This window comes from Candidatus Cloacimonadota bacterium (genome assembly GCA_011372345.1).
GTDB lineage: Bacteria > Cloacimonadota > Cloacimonadia > Cloacimonadales > TCS61 > DRTC01.
Genome location: DRTC01000560.1, coordinates 1 through 3,055, shown reverse-complemented (window position 1 = coordinate 3,055; position 3,055 = coordinate 1). Strand labels below are relative to the sequence as shown.

Genomic DNA, 3,055 nt, shown 5'->3' with positions numbered 1-3,055 from the left:
TGAGAAGCTTCGGAAAGGCAGCATCATTTTTTCATAATCTTTCATAAATTATGTTACACTACCTTCTTCCGAAGCTTTCTTTCACCAGTTCTTACATTAAGATTCGGAAGGATGTATATGTCCCGGAACTTTCCGAATCTTAGTGATAAGAATATCTTTGTGATAAGCTTCGGAAAGGCAGCATAAGTTTTTCATAATCTTTCATAAATTATGATACACTACCATTCTTTTCGACTCGTCCATTCTTCGCAGCAGATTACCACGAAGGATGAATAAGGACGACGAGTCAAAATAAATAATTAACTTTCTGTTTCGAGTAGTCGTCCATCGCCAGACTACTGTCTGACGCTTTCCTTACAATTCGAATTAGTTAAACTTCAGTTTCAATCCAACCGGCAAATGATCGGAAATATTATCTTCATATTCCTGCCAGCCGAATTGGAGATAATCGTCGATTAAAATTGTTTCCGCTTTAGAATCCGGATTTTCGAATTCATCAAAAAGTTCGTTCGTTACTAAAATATGATCAAGATGACTACTACCATTTCCCCATGACCAATTGGAATTATTACCAATAGCAATTCCCATGTCTGCAAACCGGTAAATCTCAATATCATCGAGAAAAATCTCAAAAACATTATTTTCGAGTTGATCCGTCAGGTTGTCATTCAAATCCCCGAGAAGAATTACATTGCTATTCAAATAATTTTCGGAAATATATTCCTCCAGCATAACGCAGGCGTCCATTCTCCGATGCTCCTCGTCCCAACTGTCCGAATGATCGATTATTCCGTCTCCTCCCGCTTTCAGATGATTATTGATCATAACTATCGGAACCGAATTCCAGATCAGTTCCATAATAAGTGGAGGTCTGGGAAAAGGTCGGTCATCGTAAATAAAAATTTCAAAAATATCATCCATCTGGATCGTATTGGAATTATATAAATAAGCCACAGGAGGATTATAATAAGAAGATTGCGGATAAGAAGCTCGAAATCCATTCCAGCCGATAAGCGAATTTTTCAGGTAAACAAAATCCGTTTCACTATCCATTTCCTGTAATGCGATCACATCGACATTCAGAGCTTCGATGATCTGGAGGACATAACTTATTGTCGTATTTCCGTTTTTAGGAAATTCCTGGATGTTCCAGGTAAGAACATCAAAAGTAGAATCGGTCCCGAAAAAAAGATCTGCGATTGTTGGCTCAGGATCTGGATTGTCAGGAGGATCGAATGTCTTCCCGTTACCACAGGAAAATAGCAAAATGCTGATTATGATTATTTTAATAATAGATTTCATTTTATTTAACTCACCCTGACCCTCTCTTAAAAAGAGAGGGAACAAAAATAAAAAATTCATTTTTTATTTTTTAAATTCTCCTTCTTTTCTCAAGAGAAGGGGTTAGGGGTTGAGTTGAAAAGGAAGATCAAGTTATTTCCCTAACTTCTCAATCGATTTCGCAGCAACCAGCAAATCCTTTACCACAAAATCCGGTTGATATTCCCATTTTTTCCGATCATGATAAAATATATCTTTCCCAAAACCGGTAAGCAATAAAATAGTCGTTAAACCTGCTTTTTTTCCGAAAACAATATCAGAATAACGATCTCCGACCATAAACGATTTTTTAATCTCAAAATGGTACTTTTTCAATGCTTTTTTGAACATTCCCAATCCCGGTTTGCGATCTTCATGATGAATATTATACGGTTCGACTTTTCCCTCGATATGATAAGGAGAAAAATAAATCTCGTCTATCTTTGCTCCAGATCTTTCAAGACAATTATTCATTTTTTGATGAATTGCTTCCAATTCTTCGATCGTAAAATATCCACGCGTTATTCCGGATTGATTGGAAACCACAAAAACCAGGTAGTCTAATTTATTCAAAATGGAAATCGCTTCCGCAGCAAAAGGAAATAACTCAAAATCATCAGGATTATTTATATAACCATTCTGATCGATGTTTATAGTTCCGTCTCGATCAAGGAAAACGGCTTTGATTGAGGTTCTGGGTTCAAGATTCTGGGTTCCGGGTTCTGGATTCGATTTGACTTGTTCCCTGTCCCTTGCACCTTGCTTGTCACGGCGAAGCGCAGCGAAGCTGGATTCTCCGTTTCTCCCTTTCTCCTGTTTCCCGTTTCCTTTTTCCATTCTCCTTTTCTCCTATTTCTTGTGATCCGAAGTTCTGAATTTCAGATCCTGTGGTAGTTTGATATTGAACAATTGGAAAGAATAATTCCAATAATCAGTTTGTTTTGTATATTTGAATACGATCTTCCAGCAATGCAGTTCGCGCGTGATCGTTATATTGTGTGATATCATCTCCTTCTTCTTTATATCAATATAATTATCATACGCAAGCGACCAGTTTTTAGTTAGTTTGAGAGAAAGATTTGTGCGTAAACTGCTGGTAAAATCCTTGTTTTTATAAAGTGCTTTCGTTGTTTTAAATGTATTTGTAAAGGAAATCGACCAGTTTTTTTTATCAATCGATAACTGCTCCAATTCTTCTAAAGTCGTTACGGTCTGTTCTTCCTCGACAGCAAGAGAATCATCCTGAAAAAATTGACTGGAAATAAAACGGTTTTCCGGTTCCGGAAAATAATTGATATAGTTCGCATCTCCGGAAAATGTAAGTTTAGTGGTTGTGTTGAAAGTCCAGTTAGAAACAGCAAAATCCCAGCTTTTATAATCCCACACTTTAAATCTCAAACCATAAGTTTCCTGACTGATCGTTCCATATGGTCTGAATGATAACGCTGCATATTTCAGATCGAGATTATTGGGATTGAAATATATACTGTGACTGATGTTTCCAAATCCTTTTCCTTCATTTTCAAAATCATAACTGATCCCGGAATTAAATTTGAAAAAATCGTTTATTTTTCTCTCTTTTAAAGATTCAGTTTTTATTAATTTCAATTGCCAGGTGTTGTTCAGCGAAAAACTGACTTTTCTTTGTTTGGAAGAACTGCTTAAGCCGATTCCTCCAAAATTATAAAATCGTTCATTTTCTGTGAAATCCGGTTTGTAAGTAAAACCAACTTTG

At 36.3% G+C, this 3,055-nt stretch carries 2 protein-coding genes; both read right to left on the bottom strand.

Annotation, left to right across the window (positions count from 1 at the left end; genetic code table 11):
• Window positions 1-366: 366 nt before the first annotated feature.
• On the bottom strand, window positions 367-1,362 hold the full coding sequence (locus ENL20_10730) for a hypothetical protein (GenBank protein ID HHE39029.1): 996 nt from the start codon (window positions 1,360-1,362) through the stop codon (window positions 367-369).
• A 72-nt stretch (window positions 1,363-1,434) separates the two neighbouring features.
• Window positions 1,435-2,157 carry an HAD family hydrolase gene (locus ENL20_10725; GenBank protein HHE39028.1) on the bottom strand — a complete coding sequence of 241 codons (723 nt, stop codon included), beginning with the start codon at window positions 2,155-2,157 and terminating at the stop codon, window positions 1,435-1,437.
• Window positions 2,158-3,055: the final 898 nt, after the last annotated feature.

What these genes read in the sequence shown, in the direction of transcription:
- ENL20_10725 (HHE39028.1), bottom strand. Translation starts at nt 2,157, where the DNA reads ATGGAAAAAGGAAACGGGAAACAGGAGAAAGGGAGAAACGGAGAATCC.
- ENL20_10730 (HHE39029.1), bottom strand. Translation starts at nt 1,362, where the DNA reads ATGAATTTTTTATTTTTGTTCCCTCTCTTTTTAAGAGAGGGTCAGGGT.